This is a genomic window from Natronococcus sp. (assembly GCF_047921035.1).
Taxonomy (GTDB): domain Archaea; phylum Halobacteriota; class Halobacteria; order Halobacteriales; family Natrialbaceae; genus Natronococcus.
In genome coordinates this window covers 35,694-52,113 of sequence record NZ_JBLRWX010000012.1, presented here as the reverse complement: position 1 = coordinate 52,113, position 16,420 = coordinate 35,694, and the positions used below count along the sequence as shown (strand labels likewise).

The 16,420-nt window shown below is 65.8% G+C and carries 19 protein-coding genes and 1 pseudogene; 6 read left to right on the top strand and 14 right to left on the bottom strand.

The features are described from left to right. Nucleotides 1-632: MutS-related protein (locus tag ACNA7R_RS04470; protein ID WP_416282349.1), on the top strand; the 632-nt coding region annotated here is incomplete at its 5' end. 536 nt (nt 633-1,168) lie between these two features. Here the strand turns inward: ACNA7R_RS04470 and ACNA7R_RS04465 are convergent. Beyond that, nucleotides 1,169-1,645 carry a DoxX family membrane protein gene (locus ACNA7R_RS04465; RefSeq protein WP_416282348.1) on the bottom strand — a complete coding sequence of 159 codons (477 nt, stop codon included), beginning with the start codon at nt 1,643-1,645 and terminating at the stop codon, nt 1,169-1,171. A 100-nt stretch (nt 1,646-1,745) separates the two neighbouring features. Between ACNA7R_RS04465 and ACNA7R_RS04460 the strand changes: the two genes are divergently transcribed. Then, nucleotides 1,746-2,201: a YbhB/YbcL family Raf kinase inhibitor-like protein gene (locus tag ACNA7R_RS04460; RefSeq protein WP_416282347.1), complete on the top strand. Its 456-nt coding sequence runs from the start codon at nt 1,746-1,748 to the stop codon at nt 2,199-2,201. On the opposite strand, the gene nucS is transcribed toward ACNA7R_RS04460, so the two are convergent. Further along, nucleotides 2,202-2,942, bottom strand: a complete 741-nt coding sequence (gene nucS / locus ACNA7R_RS04455; protein WP_416282346.1) for an endonuclease NucS — start codon at nt 2,940-2,942, stop codon at nt 2,202-2,204. It abuts the gene before it with no gap. A 100-nt stretch (nt 2,943-3,042) separates the two neighbouring features. On the opposite strand from nucS, the gene ACNA7R_RS04450 reads away from it, so the two are divergent. Continuing rightward, entirely contained in the window at nt 3,043-3,663 is a 621-nt protein-coding gene (locus ACNA7R_RS04450) for a twin-arginine translocation signal domain-containing protein (protein ID WP_416282345.1), read from the top strand. A 15-nt stretch (nt 3,664-3,678) separates the two neighbouring features. Here ACNA7R_RS04450 and ACNA7R_RS04445 read toward each other — a convergent pair whose 3' ends face one another. After that, a complete protein-coding gene (locus ACNA7R_RS04445) occupies nt 3,679-4,161 on the bottom strand; it encodes a hypothetical protein (RefSeq protein ID WP_416282344.1) in 483 nt (160 codons plus the stop codon). Nucleotides 4,162-4,507: 346 nt separating this feature from the next. On the opposite strand from ACNA7R_RS04445, the gene ACNA7R_RS04440 reads away from it, so the two are divergent. Both ACNA7R_RS04440 and ACNA7R_RS04435 read left to right on the top strand, forming a co-directional pair. Continuing rightward, nucleotides 4,508-6,442, top strand: a complete 1,935-nt coding sequence (locus ACNA7R_RS04440) for a beta-CASP ribonuclease aCPSF1 (protein ID WP_416282343.1) — start codon at nt 4,508-4,510, stop codon at nt 6,440-6,442. A 368-nt stretch (nt 6,443-6,810) separates the two neighbouring features. Beyond that, nucleotides 6,811-7,782: an EamA family transporter gene (locus tag ACNA7R_RS04435; protein WP_416282342.1), complete on the top strand. Its 972-nt coding sequence runs from the start codon at nt 6,811-6,813 to the stop codon at nt 7,780-7,782. Between the two features lie 494 nt (nt 7,783-8,276). Here ACNA7R_RS04435 and ACNA7R_RS04430 read toward each other — a convergent pair whose 3' ends face one another. The 9 genes and pseudogenes from ACNA7R_RS04430 to ACNA7R_RS04390 form a co-directional block, all read right to left on the bottom strand. Then, a complete protein-coding gene (locus tag ACNA7R_RS04430) occupies nt 8,277-9,080 on the bottom strand; it encodes an ABC transporter permease (protein WP_416282341.1) in 804 nt (267 codons plus the stop codon). Beyond that, on the bottom strand, nt 9,073-9,945 hold the full coding sequence (locus ACNA7R_RS04425) for an ABC transporter permease (RefSeq protein WP_416282351.1): 873 nt from the start codon (nt 9,943-9,945) through the stop codon (nt 9,073-9,075). The genes ACNA7R_RS04430 and ACNA7R_RS04425 overlap by 8 nt, the downstream gene beginning before the upstream one ends. Next, a pseudogene (locus ACNA7R_RS04420) lies at nt 9,939-10,139 on the bottom strand (twin-arginine translocation signal domain-containing protein); the annotation flags it as partial. The gene ACNA7R_RS04425 and the pseudogene ACNA7R_RS04420, both read right to left, overlap by 7 nt. A gap of 117 nt (nt 10,140-10,256) precedes the next feature. After that, nucleotides 10,257-10,595: a hypothetical protein gene (locus ACNA7R_RS04415; protein WP_416282340.1), complete on the bottom strand. Its 339-nt coding sequence runs from the start codon at nt 10,593-10,595 to the stop codon at nt 10,257-10,259. Nucleotides 10,596-10,724: 129 nt separating this feature from the next. Then, the gene (locus ACNA7R_RS04410) at nt 10,725-11,540 is read right to left on the bottom strand and encodes an endonuclease III domain-containing protein (protein ID WP_416282339.1); all 816 of its coding nucleotides are present in this window, start codon (nt 11,538-11,540) and stop codon (nt 10,725-10,727) included. A gap of 84 nt (nt 11,541-11,624) precedes the next feature. Continuing rightward, nucleotides 11,625-12,038 (bottom strand): DUF371 domain-containing protein, encoded by a 414-nt coding sequence (locus ACNA7R_RS04405; protein WP_416282338.1) that lies wholly within the window; start codon nt 12,036-12,038, stop codon nt 11,625-11,627. Between the two features lie 45 nt (nt 12,039-12,083). Then, on the bottom strand, nt 12,084-13,427 hold the full coding sequence (locus ACNA7R_RS04400; RefSeq protein ID WP_416282337.1) for an alkaline phosphatase family protein: 1,344 nt from the start codon (nt 13,425-13,427) through the stop codon (nt 12,084-12,086). Nucleotides 13,428-13,633: 206 nt separating this feature from the next. Further along, complete coding sequence (locus ACNA7R_RS04395; RefSeq protein WP_005558012.1) at nt 13,634-13,768, bottom strand: hypothetical protein; 135 nt, start codon at nt 13,766-13,768, stop codon at nt 13,634-13,636. A 125-nt stretch (nt 13,769-13,893) separates the two neighbouring features. Beyond that, complete coding sequence (locus tag ACNA7R_RS04390; protein WP_416282336.1) at nt 13,894-14,424, bottom strand: inorganic diphosphatase; 531 nt, start codon at nt 14,422-14,424, stop codon at nt 13,894-13,896. Between the two features lie 200 nt (nt 14,425-14,624). Between ACNA7R_RS04390 and ACNA7R_RS04385 the strand changes: the two genes are divergently transcribed. Then, a complete protein-coding gene (locus ACNA7R_RS04385) occupies nt 14,625-14,984 on the top strand; it encodes a PadR family transcriptional regulator (RefSeq protein ID WP_005558010.1) in 360 nt (119 codons plus the stop codon). 75 nt (nt 14,985-15,059) lie between these two features. Here the strand turns inward: ACNA7R_RS04385 and ACNA7R_RS04380 are convergent, their stop codons facing one another. Both ACNA7R_RS04380 and rnhA read right to left on the bottom strand, forming a co-directional pair. After that, entirely contained in the window at nt 15,060-15,677 is a 618-nt protein-coding gene (locus tag ACNA7R_RS04380; RefSeq protein ID WP_416282335.1) for a hypothetical protein, read from the bottom strand. Between the two features lie 38 nt (nt 15,678-15,715). Further along, nucleotides 15,716-16,309, bottom strand: a complete 594-nt coding sequence (gene rnhA / locus ACNA7R_RS04375; RefSeq protein WP_416282334.1) for a ribonuclease HI — start codon at nt 16,307-16,309, stop codon at nt 15,716-15,718. Nucleotides 16,310-16,420 lie beyond the last annotated feature (111 nt).

The following is a 16,420-nucleotide window of genomic DNA, read 5'->3' as shown; positions in this document are numbered from 1 at the left end:
CTCGAGTCGGCGCCAGCGACGACATCGCGGGCGGTCGCTCGACGTTCATGGTCGAGATGGACGAGCTCGCCACGATTCTGCGGGAGGCCGACGAGCGCTCGCTGGTCCTGTTAGACGAAGTCGGTCGGGGAACCTCGACGGCCGACGGACTGGCCATCGCGCAGGCGATCACCGAACACCTCCACGACGAGGTCGGCGCGACGACGCTGTTCGCGACCCACCACCACCCGCTGACCGAGCTGGCCGACGACCTCGAGGCCGCGTTCACGCTGCACTTCGAGGTCGAACAACAGGAGGGGGAGGTCGTCTTCCACCACGAGATCGCCCCCGGCGCGGCGACGGGATCGTATGGCGTCGAGGTCGCGACCGCCGCGGGCGTCCCCGAGTCGGTCGTCGAGCGCTCCCGGGACCTCGTCGCGGAAAACGCCGACGAGCCGGACGGAGGCCGGCCGGCCCCGCAGGCCGATCCACAGGGGCCGGGAGACGCCCACGTTCCGGCGTCGACCGACGGCGGGAGCCAGGGCCTCCCCGACGACGTCGCGGCCGAACTCCGCTCGCTCGAGCTGGCCCACCTCACGCCCGTCGAGGCGCTGACCGAACTCGATCGGTTACAACGGCTACTCGAGGAGTAGTCGAAACCGCATCAGTAGTCAAAAATACAGTTTCGTTATTCAGTCTTGGTGTTGATTCCGAGTGGGTCGAATCGTTTACGTAGAGCGTGCGAATGGAACAGGCCGGCATTGTGTCTGCGGTTTTAGCCAACCACCGCCGGGCGGGACTGAAAGGGGCTGGCCCGGTCGGCGAGCGAGACGAAGTAAGCACCGAGCGAGCGAAGCGAGGGAGGCGCACAGCGAGTCGCAGCCGTCGACCGGGTCAGGGGCTTTCGCGGTGATAACTGCAGGAGCAAACTCTCCTCACACGACCACAGGGGATCGCCACGCCCTCCCCAGCCGATTCGCTCGGTCGCGTCGCTCCCTCACTCATCCCTCGCGCAGCATCGTCGACCGCCCTCGTTCGCACTCGGCCGGTCGACAGCGCACGCCACCGCAGGAAGAATGGTCGGACCGAACTGAGACGTCGTTCCCCTATACTGAACACGAGTTTTACGGCCGACTCTGAATAAAGAAATCGTGTTACTACCTACTGGTATAGCGGAGAACGGCTGCGGTTACTTCGAACGACGGGCGACCCGCGCGAACGCGAGCGCGGCGCCGAACAGCGCGGTGTTTTTGAGGAACTGGATCTGCTCCTGCTGCTTCTCTTCGGGATCGTCCTGGTTCCAGAAGTCGTGCATTACCGGGGTCGTTCCGGCGAGGAAGCCGGCGATACCGAGCGCGGCCGCGGCCGGCAGTTTCCAGAGGACGACGCCGAGCCCGCCCAGCAGCAGGCCGACGCTCGCCGCGGGGACGGTGCGGTCGGGCTCGGGCGCACCCTTGAACTCGGCGTAGCCGATGCGCTCCTCGAGGTTACGCAGGTTGTCGATCGCGTTGAACGCGAGCACGCCCCCGAAGAGGACGCGCCCGAGTCGGAAGAGCGCGGTGTCGGTCACCGACTCGTCGTCGGTCGGCTCCGCGACCGCCTCGGTGCGCTCGAGGGGTTCGTCGTCGCTATCGCTGTGGCTCGTGAGTCGAGAGGCAACTGTCATCACCAGCGCTAGTGGATCGAGCGGGATAAGTCCGCGCTGACACCGATGTCACTGTGACTCGGTATAACTTACTTCGTGGCCGGGGTGGGAGCATCGGATGATGGCGACTCTTACCGTCACGAGTCCGGAGTTCGGCGACGGCGAACGAATCCCCGACCGGTACGGCTACGGCGAAGAAAACGTCAACCCGCCCCTCGAGATCGAGGGCGTGCCCGACGAGGCCGAGTCGCTCGCGCTGATCGTGGACGATCCCGACGCGGTCGAACCCGCCGGAAAGATCTGGGACCACTGGGTCCTCTGGAACGTCCCCCCGGAGACCGAAACGATCCCCGAGGACTGGGACGCCGCCGATTCGGCGGAGGGGACGAACGATTTCGGCGACGTCGGCTACGGCGGCCCGAGCCCGCCGGACCGGGAGCACACCTACCGATTCGCGGTCTTCGCGCTCGAGACCGGCCTCGAGCTCGGTTCCGAAACCGACGCCGACGGCCTCAGAGACGCGATGGAGGAGTACGTCCTCGCGCAGGGACGGCTCGAGGGGACCTACGCGCCGTAACTACTCGGTCGGCTCGAGCGCGACGAACTCGAGGCCGTGACGGGCCAGCAGCCGATCGGCCCGATCCGTGACGGAGGGGGCGACGAGGATCCCACGAACCGAAGCGTCAGCGTGGAGATCCCGCTCCAGGGCGTCGACGTAGCGGCGGAGCTGACTCACCGCGTCGGGGCCGACGCGTCGGCGCTTGAGTTCGACGACGACCGAACGGCCCGCCGAATCCTCGCCGTAGATGTCGACCGCGCCGGCGGGCGTGTCGCGCTCGGTCGCAAGCGGCGTGAAGCCGGCCTCGAGCAGGGTCGGCTCCTCGAGGATCCGCCGGCGGAGGTCCTCCTCGGTGCCGACGACCGAGAGCTCGGTCGGATCGGAGCCCGCAAAGGTCGAGACCTGTAACACCGCCTCGAAGCTGACGACCAACTGCTCGTCGGGCGAGGACCGCACGCTCTCGACAACGAGCGCGCCGTCCTCGCAGCGAACCGCGTGCTCGCAGCCGGGGGGCTGCCAGTTGACGGGCTGTTGGCCCTCGTCGGTATGGACCAGCGCCGCGCCGTCGGGTTTGAGCATGAGGTGGCGGTCGCCGGCCTCGAGCCGGCTCGAGGCTCGACCGTCGTAGTCGACGCTACAGCGCCCGAACACCGTGATCATCGCCTCGCGCTCGATCCCGTCGGCGATCGCCTCCCGGGCGTCCTCGAGGGCGGGCCGCTCGAGCGTCGTCGCCTGCGGGGGCCGGATGCCGGATGTCACTACCCCGTGGTAGCCGACTGACGAACAAAAGGGATCCGAACTGCGGGAGTGAGGCGATCGAAAACCCTTATTTTCGTGGGGAGACGCGTTCGAGCTACCAATGACTAGCGAGCCCAACCGCCGTCGATTCCTCCAGCTTACCGGAACGGGGACCGCTGCGGCGCTGGCCGGCTGCAGCGACCTCAACCCGTTGAGCGACGACGGCGGCGAGTACGACGACGTCCTGACCGCCGTCATCGGGCCGGACTCCGCGGAGATCGAGGAGCTCCAGGAGCAGGTCGAAAACGAGGAGTTAGACATGATGGAGGCCCAGCAGCGCCAGCAGGAACTCGTCGAGGAAGCGATCGACGACTTCGAGTCCCGGGCCGAGGAGGACGACGACCTCACGATCGAGGACGCGAGTCCCGAGTACGGGCTCTACCGGATCGACGGCGAGGCCGAGGCGATCGTCGACGAACTCAAAGGAGGGCCGATCGCGTCGCTCTCCGAGGGCGCGGCCTACGATCGGATCCTCGAGGAGCAGGAACAGCAGCCGGAGCCGGCCGATCCCGAGGAGGACATCGACGTCGAGGAGGAACCCGAGGACGACGAAGCCGAGGGGGACGAACCCGAAGGGGACGAAGCCGACGACGGTGACGAGGAAAACGGCGCGGACGACGGCGACGAGCCGACCGACGAGGATGGAGACGAAGCCGACGAGGACCTCGAAACGGACGACTGAGCGGTCCTCGAGTCCCTACCGCACGCCGAAGGGGCTCTCCCGTTCGGTCCAGTTCCAGCCCGGCAGGCGCTCCTGGAAGCCCGCGGCCAGGGCCGCCTCGCAGTCGTCGACGCCCGCGTTTTCGCTCTCGTCGCCGTGGACCTGCAGGTCGGCGTAGTGAAACGTCGCCTCGCCCAGCGTTCGCAGCGGCTGGGTGCCGGCGATCGTCGCCGCCAGCTCCCGACCGACGATCTCGTCGACGATGAAGCCGGGGTAGTCGCCCTCGACGTCGAGTTCGCGCAGGATCGCGACCATCGCGGCGACGTTGACCGCGAGGTCGCCGTCGGCGAAGACGGCGTCGACCGCTCCGCGGTAGGCGTCTTCGGTGACGGGATCGACGTCGGTCTCGAAGATCGATCCCAGGTCGTCGCGCACGTCGTTGATGATCGGGACGACGGTGTCGGCTCGTTCGATGACCCACTCGTACTCGGCGGCGACGCGCTCCGGTGTGAGATGCATACGGTCACTTCGAGCCGAACTACCCTGGTTTTTGCGAAGGCTTTTATACCACGCAAAGAATAGCCACGGGTAAGCGGGTTCTCCCTGGAATCTTCCCGCACGAACCAGGATAACCGACCTGGGTACGTCTTCGTCGGACGAACCATCACACAATGATTCGGGACACCGGACGGAACCGACCCTCCGTTGTCCGACGGTACCGTCGCTCGAGGTCGTCGGCAGTATCACTGCAGCGGCCGACGACCGGCGACCGGCGACCCGTCGACGGTCCCCGCGGTGGTGCGTTCGCTTCGGCGACTCCGGCGTCCCCCCGTCGGCGAGTTCACGCAATCGACAACTGGCGATTATGAGCACTGTAGAGCAGCAACTCGACGATTTGAAAGCAGAGATCACGAGCGAGTTACCGAACGATATCTCGGTTTCCTCGGTGAAGTACGAAGGTCCAGAGTTGGTCGTGTACACGCGCGACCCGAAGGAGTTCGCCCAGCAGGGCGACCTCATCCGGAAGCTCGCGAGCAAGCTTCGCAAGCGGATCACCGTCCGCCCGGACCCGAGCGTTCTCTCGCGGCCCAACGAGGCCCGCGAGCAGATCATGAACGTCATCCCGGAGGAGGCCGGCGTCACCGATCTGGACTTCCACGCCGACACCGGCGAGGTCGTCATCGAGGCCGAGAAACCCGGCATGGTTATCGGCCGTCACGGCTCGACGCTTCGGGACATCACCAAAAGCGTCGGCTGGACGCCCGAGGTCGTCCGTACGCCGCCGATCGAGTCCTCGACGGTCTCGAACGTTCGGAGCTTCCTCAAGCAGGAACGGGACGACCGCCGAGACATTCTCGAGCGGGTGGGCCGCCAGATCCATCGCGAGGAGATGTCCGATGACGAGTACGTCCGTATCACGACGCTGGGCTGCTGTCGCGAGGTCGGTCGCGCCTCCTTCATCCTCTCGACGCCCGAGACCCGGATCCTCGTCGACTGCGGCGACAAGCCCGGCGCCGAGGGCGAGGTGCCGTACCTCCACGCACCCGAGGCCCTGGGTGCGGGCGCCCAGACGATCGACGCGGTCGTCCTGACCCACGCCCACCTCGACCACTCCGCGCTGATCCCGCTGCTCTTCAAGTACGGCTACGACGGCCCGATCTACTGTACGGAGCCCACGCGGGACCTGATGGGACTGCTGACGCTCGACTACCTCGACGTCGCCGCCAAGGAGGGACGCACGCCGCCCTACGAGTCCGAGATGGTTCGCGAGGCGATCAAACACACCATCCCGCTCGAGTACGGCGACGTCACCGACATCGCGCCCGACGTCAAGCTCACGATGCACAACGCGGGCCACATCCTGGGATCGGCCGTCTCGCACTTCCACGTCGGCGACGGTCTCTACAACGTCGCGTTCACCGGCGACATCCACTACGACGATACGCGCCTCTTTAACGGCGCCGTCAACGACTTCCCGCGAGTCGAGACCCTGGTACTGGAGTCGACCTACGGCGGTCGCAACGACTACCAGACCGACCAGGAGGACTCCGAGCGGAAGCTCGTCGACGTCATCAACGAGGCCCACGACCGCGACGGAAAGGTGCTGATCCCCGCGTTCGCGGTCGGGCGCTCCCAGGAGATCATGCTCGTCCTCGAGGAGGCGATGCGATCGGGCAAGATCCCCGAGATGCCCGTCCACTTAGACGGGATGATCTGGGAGGCGACGGCGATCCACACGACCTACCCCGAGTATCTGCGCGACGACCTGCGGGATCGGATCTTCCACGAGGACGAGAACCCGTTCCTCGCCGAGGAGTTCAACCACATCGACGCCGGCGAGGAAGAACGACAGGACGTCGCCGACGGCGGCCCCTGTATCATCCTCTCGACCTCGGGGATGGTCACCGGCGGCCCCATCATGTCCTGGCTGAGCCACCTCGGTCCCGACCCGGACTCCTCGCTCGTGTTCGTCGGCTACCAGGCCCAGGGAACCCTCGGTCGACGCATCCAGAACGGCTGGGACGAGATTCCGACCAGCGAGGTCGGCGCGATGGGCAACGGCGGCGGCCGCGGCACCCTCTCGCTGAACATGAACGTCGAGACCGTCGACGGCTTCTCCGGCCACGCCGACCGGGCCGGCCTCGAGAACTTCGTGAAGACGATGAACCCGCGCCCCGAGAAGGTCCTCTGTGTCCACGGCGACGAACGCTCCGTGCAGGACCTCTCCTCGGCGCTGTACCACGACTACAACATGCGGACGTTCTCGCCGAAGAACCTCGAGACGTTCCGCTTCCTCTGAAAGCCCTCGGCGACCCCTGATCGGCTCGCTCGTCTCGCCCTTTTAATCCACCAGGCCCGCAACGCGGCGCGGGGATCCCCGCGCCGCGCGGTCGGCCTTCACTCCCCCGTGACTCGAGCCCGCGACTCGAACGGCGCCGCGCGCTCGAGTCGGCCACCGTCGCTGGACGGTCCGGACCGCCGTTCGGAGGACGAACCGTCGGGGGTCGTGCGACGGGGTGACAGTGGATACGTATTGCAAGGCACTCTTGGAACTCGAACCACTCCGTCAGAAACGATGGAACGCGACGACCGCGGGCGCCGTCTCGAGGATTGCGACGTCGATCGATCGACCGCGAGCGACGCCGGCGGAAGGGTGAGTCGCCCGTGATGTCGACCTGGTTCCTCTATGCCTTCCTGACCGCGGGGATCTACGCCGTGATCGCGCTGCTGTCGAAGGTCGTCAGCGGCGTCGAGATCGACGACCCGCTGACACTGGCGATCTACAACTGCATCCCCTTCTACGCCGTCTACGTCCTCGTCGGGCTCGCACTCGAGTGGCCCGCGATCCGCAATAGCCTCGCCGGGGTCGGCGGCGAGGGAGTGGCGGGCGCCGAGCCGGTCCCGATCGCGATCGCGCTGGGGTTCGGCGTCGTCTCGACGATCGCCTACGGCGTCTACTACTGGGGGCTGGTCAACGGCGACGTCTCCCGGTTCGTCCCGGCGCTATCGCTCGAGACCGTCTTCGTCCTCGTGCTGGGATTCGTGATCCTCGACGAGGCGTTCCCCTCCGGAGTCTACGCCGGGGTCGGGCTGGTCGTCTTCGGGGCGCTGTTCATCTCCTACGACCGGGCGGCCGGCTCGATCCGCGAGAGCCTGACGTTCTCGACGGTCGGCGTCGCCGTCCTCGCCGCGATCGCCTTCGCGGTGTTCAACACGGGGATGAAGGTCCTCACGGACGGCTTCGGCACCGTCGAGATCCTGTTCTGGATCAGCCTCGGCGGTCTGCTCTCGATCGCCGCGGTCGTCCCGTTTCGCAGAGAGGGGATCGAACCGAATCCCGCCGACCTGCTGGCCGGGCGCGTGCGGCTCACCAAGGGGACGAAACTGCTGCTCGTCGGCGGCCTGCTGAACGCCGTCGGGCTCTTTACGTTCATCCGGGCGCTCGAGCACGGGCCCGTCTCGCTGGCGACCGCGATCACCAAACTCGACGTGATGATGGTGTTCGTCGGCGCGCTCGCGCTGTCGAAGCTCGCGCCGGCGCTGCTCGAGGAGCAGTTCGACCCGTTCACGCTGGCCCAGAAGGCGTCGGCGTCGATGATCGTCCTCGCGGGCTCGGCGCTGATCCAGTTCAGTTACTGAGTCGGAGTCGCTATAGCAGTAGTCGACGAGGTAGTTTTGTTGCTCTCGGGTGGAGAGATGATCGGTCGATTCGTTGCGTAGGTGGGCGTATGGAACAGCCGGCGATACGTCTGCAGTGCCGACCAACCACCACTGGGTGGGACTGAAAGGGGCTGGCCCGCTCGGGGAGCGAGACGACGCAAGCACTGGACCGAACGCAGTGAGGGAAGCGCGCAGCGAGTCGCAGCCCTCGAGCGTGCCAGGGGCTTTCAGAGCGATACGGACGAGTAGCAGGTCCTGCTCACACGAACACAAGGGATTGCCACACCCTCCCCAGCCGATTCACTCGGTCGCGTTGCTCCCTCGCTCATCCCTCGCACAGCGTCGTCGACCGTCCTTACTGGCGTTCGGACGGCCGAGAGCGCGCGCCACCGCAGAAGGAACGGTTGGATCGAGCTGAGACGTCGTTCACCTATACGTGACGCGAATTTCTGAATACCGAACCCGTGCTCCCGTCAGGAGAGCTGCTTCGAGAGCCACTCGAGGTTCGTCGCGACCACCGCCAGGAGGATCCCGACGACCGAGATGACGATCAGGAACGTCGAGACGACGCTGACCATCGGATCCAGCGCCTGCCGGATCTCGGTCCAGGCGAGGACGGGGATCGTCTCGGTGCTTGGGGTCGAGAGGAACAGCGCCATCACGAACTCCTGGAGGCTGATGATAAAGGCGAGCAGCCCGCCGACGAAGATCCCGTGTTTCACGTTCGGGAGGACGACGTGGACGAACGACTGGACCGGCCCGGCGCCGAGGTCCTGGGCAGCATCGAGCTGTTGCCAGTCGAACCGGCTGAACACCGACCGCATCACGAAGTAGACCAGCGGCGTCGCCCACAGCGTGTGGGCCAGGACGATGCTCGTGTACGAGCCTCGAAGCCCGACCTCGTTGAAGTACATCAGCAGCGTAATCCCGAGGATCACCGGCGGGATCAAAAGCGGGATCAGGACCAGCGGTGCCAGCACCGTTCCCAGCGAGCCGTCGTCGATCTCCTGTCCGAACGCCCCCATCACGCCCAGCAGCGTCGCGACCAGCGCGGTGCCGACGCCGATGACGAGGCTGTTCGTAAAGGCGTCGAGCCACCGGACGCTGTCGAGGAACTCGGCGTACCACACCAGTGAGTAGCTCTCGGGCGGGAACGCGAGCCGCCCCGTTCCGGAGAACGACGTCACGACGACGACCAGCAGCGGCAACAGCATGAGCGCCAGCAGGGTCAGGTAGCCGGCGTGAAACGCCGCGGTCTCGAGCGATTCTCTACGCAAGCTCGAACTCACCTCCGATCCGGTTGAGGACGGTAAACATGATCGCGATGCTGACGAGCATCAACAGCAACATGAGCACCGAGAACGCGGCTGCGAGCGGGTAGCGCATGTCCGAGAGCATCAGCCCTTCGACCTGCATCGCGAACGTGATGTTGCCCGATAGCAGATCGGGTGCGGCGTAGGCCCCGACGCTCCAGGCGAAAGAGATCACCGCCGCGACGATGACGCCGGGCATCGCCTGCGGGACGACGACCTCGAGCACCGACCGCGGCCTGTTCGCGCCGAGGTCGCGTGCGGCCTCGACGACGTGCCAGTCCATCGTCGCCAGCACGCTGTAGATCGCCAGCACGGCGTAGGGAAGCACGATGTAGAGCTGGCCGACGACGACGCCGACGGTCCCGGGAACGAACTGGATCGGGCTCGAGATCAGGCCCAGCGAGAGCAACAGCTCGTTGAACGTCCCCGACGGCGACAGCAGCGGGTTGAACGCGTACGTTCGGATGACAAGCGTAGTCAGCAGCGGAAGCACGACCGAGAACAGCAGCAGCGACTTGACGAGCCCCGTCGACCGCCAGATCGCGTACGCGTAGAACAGCCCGACTAGGACCGAGAGTACCGTGACCACGATTCCGAGCAGGAACGAGTAGCCGACGATGCTCCAGAGGAGATCGCTCGTGAGGACGCTCGAGTAGGCCTCGAGCGTCCAGGTCCCCTCGGCGTAGACGAGGTCGCTCGACTCCTCCGCGAGGCTGATCCGCAGGAGGATAAAGAAGGGGACCACGAACACCAGCAGCTCGAAGGCGAGCAGCGGGGCCATAAGCAGCAGCGCCCGGTTCGAGTCGGACTGCCGGCCGAACGACTCCAGACACTCACCCGCAACACGTCCTCGCCGTCGCTGCCGGCGAGTTCGGCACAGCCTGCGAGCGCGGTCGCCGAGCCGACCGCCGCAGCGGACAGGAAACGGCGCCTCGAGGTCGGGCTCGCTCGAGAGTCGGTTGAAGATCCGATCGCTGACTTCGTGTCGCTGGTTTCTGCATCCCGGTGTGGGTCTGCAGCCATTGGTACCCGGATTGTAACATAAAGGCGTTATGATATGGTAATAATAGCCGATGAAAATCGCGAGGATCGGTCGCCGTATCGAGCTCTCGCCGGCGAATTGCCGCCGTTCCGGCGTCGCTAGTCGTCGGTCGATTGCCCGGAGTCGTCCTCGTCGGGCCGGTCGCCGGGCGACTCCGCCTCGGACGCGGACCCGGTCTCCGCTCGAACGCGAACGCCGACGGACAGCGGGACCGCGAGCAGGTAGCAGCCGACGACCGCGAGCGTCAGCGGCGAATGGCCGGGGGCGGCGACGGCTCCCAGTAATGCGAGTCCGGTTTCGAGCAACGCCCGGAGCGATCGGTTCGAGCGCTCCGCGAACGGCGCCTCGAGCAGCGACTCGAGGCTCGTTCGCCGACCCCCTCGAGCGGGAGCCGGGCCGAGACCAGAACGGGAACGATGACGACTCGCCCGATCCACGTCGTCACGAGGAGGGTGAGTTCGAGCGATAGCCGAATCGTCGTCGCCCCGAAAAAACCAGGAACTGGACGAGACCGCCCCGACGAGTACCATCGGGAACAGGGCGAACTCGATGGTCGGGTCGACCGGTCAGGACTCCGGCGCGTCGGCCGGATCGACGACCTCACCCGTCTCCGGGTAGACCCCGACCTGATCGCAGACGTCGGCCATCGGACAGGCGTCGGGATCCTCGAGACAGGCCGGCTTGCGGGCCGTGCAGTACTCGCGGCCGAACTGGATCGAGGCGGTGTGACCGAAGCCGCACTTCGCGGCGGGAACGTCGCGCTCGAGGACCGTCCGAACGTCCTCGTGGTCGGCGTCGGCAGGAGCGATCCCCAGTCGCCGATAGATGCGGTGGACGTGCGTGTCGACGGGGAAGACGCCGCCGCGCCCGCCCGCGAACAGCAGGACGCAGTCGGCGGTCTTCGGGCCGACGCCGTGGATCTCGAGCAGCCGGTCGCGAACGGTTTCGGGCTCTTCCTCCCGGATGAAGTCGTCGAACCCCGCGGCCGACCCGAACTCCTCGAGGATCTCCTCGGCGGCGCCGACGATCATCTTCGATTTCTGGTTGTAGAGGCCCGCAGAGCTGATCGTTTCGGCGAGTTCGGACTGCTCGGCGTCGGCGAGCGATTCCGCGAGATCCTTCTCGGGACCGCCGTATCTGTCGATCAACGCGTTGTGGGCCGGCTGGCTCGCCACGTCGCTCGTGTTCTGGCTCAGGATCGTCCGCACGAGACAGGTGAAGGCGTCCTGCCCGCCGTACGTTTTCTGCCAGTACAGTTCGCCGAGGCGGTCGACGACGCGCTCGGCGCGGGTGTCGGCGGTCGCCGGATCGAACTCCGCGGCGGCCCCGCCGCCCGTCTCGCCGCCGCTGATGTTGACCGACGGCTCCCCGTCGTCATTCATGTCCTCGCCTTCGGTCTCGAGGAGCAAAATCGCCGCGGAATCGGCAGCGCCTCGAGTCGACGACCGAAAAAGCCGGCTCCGGCCTTACTCGACCGCGATCGTTACGGTCACGTCGGCACCGTCCGCGAGCGCGTCGACGAGCTCTCGGTCGAATCCCTCAGCCGCGAACTCGGCGCCGACCAGAATCGTGCGGTCGTCCACGTAATCGCTGGTGCGACCAACCGCACTGCGCTCGTTCGTGAACTCGAGGTCGGGGTCGCCCCGCCCTTCAACCGACTCGCGGTGGCCGTCGGCCTCGATCTCGACGGTGATCGTCGCTTCGGCGTCCCGACAGGCGTCGACGAACTCGGGGTCGAAGTCCGCGGGTGCTCGGTCGGCCTCGATCGCGAGGATGCAATCGCCGGCGGGGGTGAGGTAGTCGTCGGTCGTCACCTCGAACGTGCTCGCGTGGTCGGCGCTGACGTGTTCGTGTCCTCGAGCGCGGATCACTTCCTTCATACCTCCGCGGAACCGCGCCGGGCGGAAAACGGGATCGACTCGGGCCTAGAGCAGACTCGCGCCGTCGAGCTCGCTGCGGCTGTACTCGACCTCCAGCAGCTCCAGGATCGTCGGGGCGATGTCGAAGAGGTCGGCGTCGCCGATCGAGGCGTCGGGGTCGTCGATGTACAGCGAGGTGTCGTCGAAGCTGTGCATGCCGTTTCGGGGGCCGGTCGTGAAGATCTCGGAGTCGGCCTTGAAGCCGGACTTGAGGTCGAAGCCGTCGTTCGGGATCGCGACCAGATCCGGCGCGATGTCGTCGTGGTCGCCACGGAAGGCAGCTTCCTTCTCGACGACGCGGTCGACGACCTTCTCGCCGTTGGGGCCCTCGAGCGCCTCGAGGTCGGCCTTGAGTTCGTCGCGGACGTCGTCGTACTCGTCCTCGGGAACCGAACCCCGCGGTTCGCGGCCCTCGAGGTTGAGGTAGAAGCGACCCGGAATGAAGGAGTAGGCCTTCGTCTCCGTCGCGATGTCGCCCAGCTCCTCGGGCTCGTCGTCCTCGAAGGAGAGCCATCCCTCCTCGCGGAGCCACTCGTTGAAGTGGACCTCGTAGTCGAGGCTCGTGAAGCCGTGGTCGGAGGCGACGATCAGCGTCACGTCCTCGGGCAGCGCCTCGCGAAGGCGGCCGACGTAGTCGTCGACCTTCTCGTAGAACTCGAGGAACTCCTCCTTGTACTGGCCGTCGCGCTCGTAGTCCTTGAACAGGAAGTGATTGACCCGGTCGGTCGTCATGAAGACGCCGAAAAAGAGGTCCCAGTCGTCCTCCTCGATGTAGTGTTCGAACGCCTCGAAGCGGGCGTCGATCGTCTCGTGAGCGTCCTCGATGAACGCCTCCTTTTTTTCCTCGTGACCGAGTTTCGGATTGACGTCGATGCGGTAGTCGAGCGTCTCGAGGTAGTCGCGGACGTCGTCGGGGTAGGCGGCCTTCTCGAGGTCCGGCGAGAGGAATCCCGAGACCATCCGCTGGACGTTTCGCTGGGGCGGGAACGTAACGGGGACGTTCATCACGGTCGCCTTGAGCCCCTCCTCCTGGACGCGGTCCCAGACGCGGTCGGCCTGGACCTCCCGGCCCATCGGAACGTACGTGTCGTACGTGCCGACCTCGCGGTCCTGGAAGCCGTAGACGCCCGTCTCGCCGGGGTTGACGCCCGTCGTCAACGACGGCCAGCAGGCGCTGGACTCCGGCGGGACGATACTCGAGATCTCGCTTGCGGTCCCGTCGTCCGCGATGGATGCGAAGTTCGGAAAGCGATCCTCGTGTTCGGAGAGCAAACTGTACGGCACGCCGTCGACGCCGATAAACGCGACTCGGGGGGAGTCGTCACCCCGCAACCGGTCGAACAGACCCATGGGGGCCGTAGTCCGACCGCATACAAGAAGGTTCGTTTCCGGACACTGTTTTCGAGAAGCGGTGACGCCGTTTTCACTCTCACGGACGGCTTCGCCGACCACCACGTCGTTCTCGCGGACCGACGCCGGCGGAGAGGATCCTCGAGACGCTCGCAGAAACCGGCAGGATCGCCGTGCGCTCTCGCGGCGGGCGATCGAGGTCCGGGCTACTCCGTCTCTTCGTCCGCGCTCTCGGAACGGAAGTTCGTCGGGACGACCGTCAGGTGGGCCATCCCGGTACCGGATTCGACCGATTCGGTGGTCGACGCGGACTCTCGTGGGGACGGGTTGGTTGCTGCCATGACGAACGGTAGTACGGTGGCTCACCCAATAAAATTACCCATGCTCATAACACATACGGCGGACGGGCGGCGATAACTCCGGCGAATCCCTCGGCGAAAAATCGAACGCGGGCGCGGGGTCACCGCTAGAAGTTCTCGTCGTAGAGTTCCTGGGCGTGTTCGATCGCGTCGTAGGCCGCCTGACGGTCCTCCCAGCCCTGCGTTTCGACTTCCTTGCCCTCCTCCAGGTTCTTGTAGGTCTTGAAGAACTCGTCGATCTCGTCGAGCTGTTGCTGGGGGATGTCCTCTAAGTCCTCGATGTGGTCGTACCGGGGGTCCTCGCTGGGGACGGCGATGACCTTGTCGTCCTGCTCGCCGTCGTCGTCCATCTTCATCAGGGCGACCGGACGGGCCTCGATGACGCAGCCAGGGAACGTCTGGTCCTCGACGAGGACGAGCACGTCGAATGGATCCTCGTCGTCGTAGTAGCTCTGCGGGATGAAGCCGTAGTCGGAGGGGTAGTGGACGTTCGAGTGGAGCACGCGGTCGAGGACGACGCCGGGAACGTCCTTGTCGTACTCGTACTTGTTGCGCTCGCCCTTGAGACACTCGACGACGGCGTAGATCTCTTCTGGCGGGTTCGGTCCGGTCTCTAACTCTTCCCAGAGATTAACCATGTGCCTTGAAACTCCACGGTGGATCAAAAAGTACTTTCGTAATCGCATCGGCCGCTACGGCCGACGACTGCCGACGGAGCGTCAAGTACGGGACTCGCGACGACGGTGTTCGTGCCCGTATCGACGACTGGACGCGGTCTGCGGGTTGTCCGGCAAAATAGTTGAGAAGTCTTAAATAGGCCGATGACTGTTACACAACTATGTCAGAGGCACAATCAATCAGCGGCGATCAGAGCGTCGCACGCGAACTGACCGCGTTTCAGACGAACATTCTCACCATCCTCGCCAAGGAGCCGATGTACGGCCTGGCGATCAAGCGCGAACTCGAGGAGTACTACGGCACGGAGGTCAACCACGGCCGACTCTACCCGAACCTCGACGAACTCGTCGAACTCGGGCTGGTCGAGAAGAGCGAACTCGACAAGCGAACGAACCAGTACTCGCTGACCGACGAGGGCTACGAGGCCGTCCTCGACGGCGTCCAGTGGTCGCTCTCGAAGATCGTCACGGACGACGACCGCGCCGACGAGATCCGCCAGCTCGTCGACGAGAGCTACTAAACAGCAACCAGGGTGTCAGAACCTTCGTTCGCGTTCGATCGCACGCGGCTGTGATCGGCGCCGAACCGTTTCGTTTTATTCGACCGTTGACGAGATCCGTAGCTCCGGGTGTGGCTCGTCGGCCGCCTCGAAGACGAGATCGATCGACTCCTCGACCACGTCTCGTTGCTTTTCGGAGGGCCAGGCGTTCCGAACGAAGTACCCCGTCAGGAACTCCTCGAGTTCGGACGGCGTCGCCGATTCGATCGGCTTCGCGTAGTGGTTCCCGAAGAAGTCCGCGAGCGCGACCGCGTTATCGCCGTGGACGTCGCCGTGGGCTGCCCTGACCTCGGCGACCAGCTCGCGGTTTCGCTCGTCGACCGCCCCCCAGTCGTCGGGATCCTCGGTGCCCTCGAGCTGAATCTCGATCGCCCGGTCGATGTCCTCGATGCGATCGGTCCTGATGACGCCGTCAGCGTGCCACTCCTCGGGGTGGAGCACGAGGGTCGCATCCTCCTCGTCCCGGACACGGGCGGTAAACTCGTGTTCGGCGAGCAGGTCGTCGCGTCGCTCGAGCCGGGCCGCCCGCTCGTTCTCGTCGGTCGCGGTGCGGGCCAGCCGCGTCAGTCGTTCGGCCTCGTCGATCACGTTGTCGGGTAGTTCCCCGGACGTTCCGTCCTCGTCGGCGTCCCCCTCGTTCGCGAGGTCGCTCATACCCCTCGTTCGCGCTCGAGGGTTTTTCCCTTGCCGCTTCACGCTCGATCCAGCGCCTCGTTGGCCAGCCCGTCCGCGCGGTCGTTGACCTCCCGGGGAACGTACTCGAGGCTCCAGTCGTCGAACGAGGAGAGGAGTTCGAGGGCCCGAACTCGCCGTTCGCGCAGTTCGGGGTCGTTCGTGTCGTACTCCCCCCGAACCTGCTTGACGATCAGTTCGGAGTCGCCCCGGGCGTGGACCTCACCGTAGCCGTACTCCTCGGCCGCCTCCAGCGCCGTGATCAGCGCGGTGTACTCGGCCTGGTTGTTCGTCACCCGACCGATCCGTTCGTTCCCCTCGGCGACGATCCCCTCGCTCGTGACGATCACCCAGCCGATCGCCGCCGGACCTGGGTTGCCGCGGCTGGCGCCGTCGAAGTAGACGTGGGCTCGGCCTCCGCCCTCGCGAAGCAGCGCCTCGAGTTTGCGGGGCGTCTCGCCCTGGATCACCACCTTGTCGTCGTAGGCGACGGCCGTCGCTCCTTCGCGGCTCGCCCGCCAGCGCTCGTGTTCGGTGTTTCCCGATTCGACGGAGACCCCCGCCTCCTCGAGACGCTCGCGGGCGGCGTCGACGTCGCACTCGATAACCGGCATTCGTGTCCGTGCTCGAAGAGAGCCGGATAAAGGTTTTCCGGTTTCAAATCGTAAACCATCCTCCTGAACGCCTGAAGGTACTGTTTTCGGCAGATACTGTGAATATGTCGG

Excerpts from the sequence above, each read along its gene's own strand:
- ACNA7R_RS04450 (WP_416282345.1), top strand. The coding sequence starts at position 3,043 with ATGACTAGCGAGCCCAACCGCCGTCGATTCCTCCAGCTTACCGGAACG.
- ACNA7R_RS04385 (WP_005558010.1), top strand. The coding sequence starts at position 14,625 with ATGTCAGAGGCACAATCAATCAGCGGCGATCAGAGCGTCGCACGCGAA.
- ACNA7R_RS04400 (WP_416282337.1), bottom strand. The coding sequence starts at position 13,427 with ATGGGTCTGTTCGACCGGTTGCGGGGTGACGACTCCCCCCGAGTCGCG.
- ACNA7R_RS04445 (WP_416282344.1), bottom strand. The coding sequence starts at position 4,161 with ATGCATCTCACACCGGAGCGCGTCGCCGCCGAGTACGAGTGGGTCATC.
- rnhA (WP_416282334.1), bottom strand. The coding sequence starts at position 16,309 with ATGCCGGTTATCGAGTGCGACGTCGACGCCGCCCGCGAGCGTCTCGAG.
- ACNA7R_RS04395 (WP_005558012.1), bottom strand. The coding sequence starts at position 13,768 with ATGGCAGCAACCAACCCGTCCCCACGAGAGTCCGCGTCGACCACCGAA.
- ACNA7R_RS04405 (WP_416282338.1), bottom strand. The coding sequence starts at position 12,038 with ATGAAGGAAGTGATCCGCGCTCGAGGACACGAACACGTCAGCGCCGAC.
- ACNA7R_RS04435 (WP_416282342.1), top strand. The coding sequence starts at position 6,811 with ATGTCGACCTGGTTCCTCTATGCCTTCCTGACCGCGGGGATCTACGCC.
- ACNA7R_RS04410 (WP_416282339.1), bottom strand. The coding sequence starts at position 11,540 with ATGAATGACGACGGGGAGCCGTCGGTCAACATCAGCGGCGGCGAGACG.
- ACNA7R_RS04380 (WP_416282335.1), bottom strand. The coding sequence starts at position 15,677 with ATGAGCGACCTCGCGAACGAGGGGGACGCCGACGAGGACGGAACGTCC.
- ACNA7R_RS04390 (WP_416282336.1), bottom strand. The coding sequence starts at position 14,424 with ATGGTTAATCTCTGGGAAGAGTTAGAGACCGGACCGAACCCGCCAGAA.
- ACNA7R_RS04460 (WP_416282347.1), top strand. The coding sequence starts at position 1,746 with ATGGCGACTCTTACCGTCACGAGTCCGGAGTTCGGCGACGGCGAACGA.
- ACNA7R_RS04440 (WP_416282343.1), top strand. The coding sequence starts at position 4,508 with ATGAGCACTGTAGAGCAGCAACTCGACGATTTGAAAGCAGAGATCACG.
- ACNA7R_RS04465 (WP_416282348.1), bottom strand. The coding sequence starts at position 1,645 with ATGACAGTTGCCTCTCGACTCACGAGCCACAGCGATAGCGACGACGAA.